Below are 2,805 nucleotides of genomic sequence, written 5' to 3' on the forward strand. Positions count from 1 at the left end.
ACGCTTGAGCCCTGTTGTCATCTCAAGAAGCGGACTCCCCCTTGTGTCCCTGAAATCCTTCGCTCCGGCGTCCGCCGTGTGGTGGCCGCGATGCCGGATCCAAATCCATCGGTAAAGGGAAAAGGTGCCGCAGCGCTCAGACGGGCCGGGCTCTCCGTCACGGTTGGAGTTGCCAGCTCCGAGGCCGAAGAGCTGAACAAATCATATTGTCATTGGATGAAAACCGGACGTCCTTATGTGACGCTTAAAGCTGGGATGACGCTTGATGGAAAGCTGGCCACGGCTACAGGCGAGTCGCGATGGATTACCGGTGAACCGTCCCGTCAAGAAGTCCATCAACTTCGGGGTACCATGGATGCCATACTGATTGGAGTCGGAACAGTTCTCACTGATGATCCATCACTGACAACCAGAACAGGACCGCGATTGGATAAATTAGCACGACGGCAGCCTCTTCGCATTATCGTAGATAGTCGTCTGCGAATCCCCCTCAAGTCACAGGCGTTATCACTGCAGGACAAGGCCAAAACGATTATTGCCACAACCGCCGCGGCCCCGGCGGCCCGGCGATCGGCGCTCCAGAAGAAGGGAATCGAGATTCTCACGGTGCCCGCCATACAGGGCCGTGTTTCGTTCCCTGCTCTGCTCAACCAGCTTGGTCGGCGCGGTATCATGTCCTTACTCGTGGAGGGAGGGAGCGAGGTCAATGCGGCGATGCTGAAAGCAAAGTTGGTGGATCACATCCGTCTCTACGTGGCACCGCTGCTTCTCGGCGGCCGGGATGCCAAGGGAGTGATCGGGGGAGAGAGTCCGGCTCGGCTTGCTGGTGCGATCAAGGTGCAGCATGTCATGACACGGTCCATCGGTGATGACGTGGTGGTGGAAGGGGATCTGTGATCGCCTGGATACGATTCATCGCCCTGACGGTAGTTCTCAGTAGTGGAGCGAACTCTGACGCTACAGAGGTACCGGAACCGGTCGTCGAGAGTCTGGCTTCGCTCGTCGTCCGGTACATAGAGACTCCTGACAGTGATGAAGCCGGTCGGTTATTGCAGCGTATCCTCTCCGACAAGAGTGTGTCCGTCGAAACAGTCTCTCGCATCATAAAGGCCGAACGAGTCTATCAGGACCAACCTGTGGGGAATGTCCCCGATGAACAGATCGTGATCCGTGGACAGACGTACCGGCTATCCCTGTTCGTTCCACCGACGTACCAAGCTTCGAGGGCTTATCCCTTAGTCGTGTGTCTGCATGGATTCGGTTTTACCGGTGGGGAATATTTGGAGAGATGGCGACCACGGTTGGGTGAGCACTATCTATTGGCGTGTCCCACGTATCCATCCGGCGCGTGGTTTACAAGGCGCGCCGAGGAGTTGGTGCTGGAGACGATCCGGCAAGCTGAGCGCCGGTATCATGTCGACCCCGACCGTGTTTTTCTCACGGGCATGTCCAACGGCGGGATTGGTGCATGGCTGATCGGGACGCATCATGCGCCGTTGTTTGCAGGCCTCGCGCCCATGGCGAGCGGACTGGATGATGTGTTGATGCCGTTCTTAGCGAACCTTCGAAACACGCCTGTCTATATCATTCATGGCGCCAAGGATCAGGTGATGCCGGTGGACCTGAGCCGCTCGATCGCCCGAGAGTTGGACGTGCTTGGCTACCCATATGTGTACCGCGAGCATCAGCGTGAGCATCCCATGGCAGGCGGACATTATTTCCCAAGAGATGAGTTGCCGGATCTTGTCGCCTGGTTCAATCGTCAGCGCCGTGAAGCGTTGCCGACCAGCCTGACCGTCGTGCGTGACGGCAGCCATTTCCAACCATTCAACTGGGTCCGCCTCGACGCGACCGATCCGATCGCGGTGTTTTCAGAAGATTTGGTGGACAAACGCGACGAACGAATCAAGCGGCGGGTTTATGCCAGGCTTGACGCCTCGATTGCCGGAAGCAATCGTATCGAGGTCAAGGCGGTGCACGTTCAGCGGTATAGCGTATTCTTGAACGAGCAATTGATCGACTTCTCCAAGCCGCTCACGGTGGTGACGAACGGCCGTCTCTCGTTCGAAGGAACCGTGTCACCATCGGTCGAAACCTTGTTGAGACAAGCCAGACTACGACAAGATCCTGAGCGGCTCTTTCCCGTTCAACTCACGATTGCCGTAGCGAAGCCGGCTTCATGATCTCCGCATGGCGGTTCCGGACCGGTCCTGCGACACATATGCTCGTTGTTTGGATCGGTTTGGGGGTTCTTGCGTCTGCCTGCTATGGCCGGTCGGAAGCATGCACGTTGTCTCCCGATCATGCCGGGCTCACATTCCCCGTCGAGCCAGTGGATCCGGTCTGGACGTGTGCACTGCAAGCCATCATCCAGAGTTATACGACTGCAAGCAAGGTTGGGCCGATTCGAACCGCTCTCTCCGAATCGATGTATCGGCATCTGCTGGATCATCCTCCCTTCACTGCGGATATGATCCGGCGTCTGCATCTTGGTCTCTATCGTGCGGAAACTCGAAGTCCCGGCCGCTTCTGGGGCGATGACGGCGAGGGGACGAAAGGCATCGTTGAGTTGGTGTACGAGGATGCCACGTCCCGCATCTACTTTCTCGAGGGAACTCATGAAAGCCGATTGCTTCCCCGCGTGACGGGAAAAGCGGCCGTCTTCCTGAGGACAGTTGTTAAGCGAGATGTGAACGGCAATGAATCGACGGACAGCACATTGGTTGCGTACACCAAATTGGATAATCGTTTTCTTTCAGGGGTGGCGTCCCTTCTGCATCCGCTTGTTTCCAAGATTGTAACAAC

3 protein-coding genes are annotated in these 2,805 nt (G+C 56.9%); all 3 read left to right on the top strand.

The features are described from left to right. Positions 1-897: bifunctional diaminohydroxyphosphoribosylaminopyrimidine deaminase/5-amino-6-(5-phosphoribosylamino)uracil reductase RibD (ribD, locus tag ACOSYY_RS10765; protein ID WP_421662355.1), on the top strand; the 897-nt coding region annotated here is incomplete at its 5' end. Then, a complete protein-coding gene (locus ACOSYY_RS10770; RefSeq protein ID WP_421662356.1) occupies positions 894-2,183 on the top strand; it encodes a carboxylesterase family protein in 1,290 nt (429 codons plus the stop codon). The genes ribD and ACOSYY_RS10770, both read left to right, overlap by 4 nt. Then, positions 2,180-2,805: hypothetical protein (locus ACOSYY_RS10775; protein WP_421662357.1), on the top strand; the 626-nt coding region annotated here is incomplete at its 3' end. The genes ACOSYY_RS10770 and ACOSYY_RS10775, both read left to right, overlap by 4 nt.

It is taken from the genome of Nitrospira sp. BLG_2, assembly GCF_049222245.1.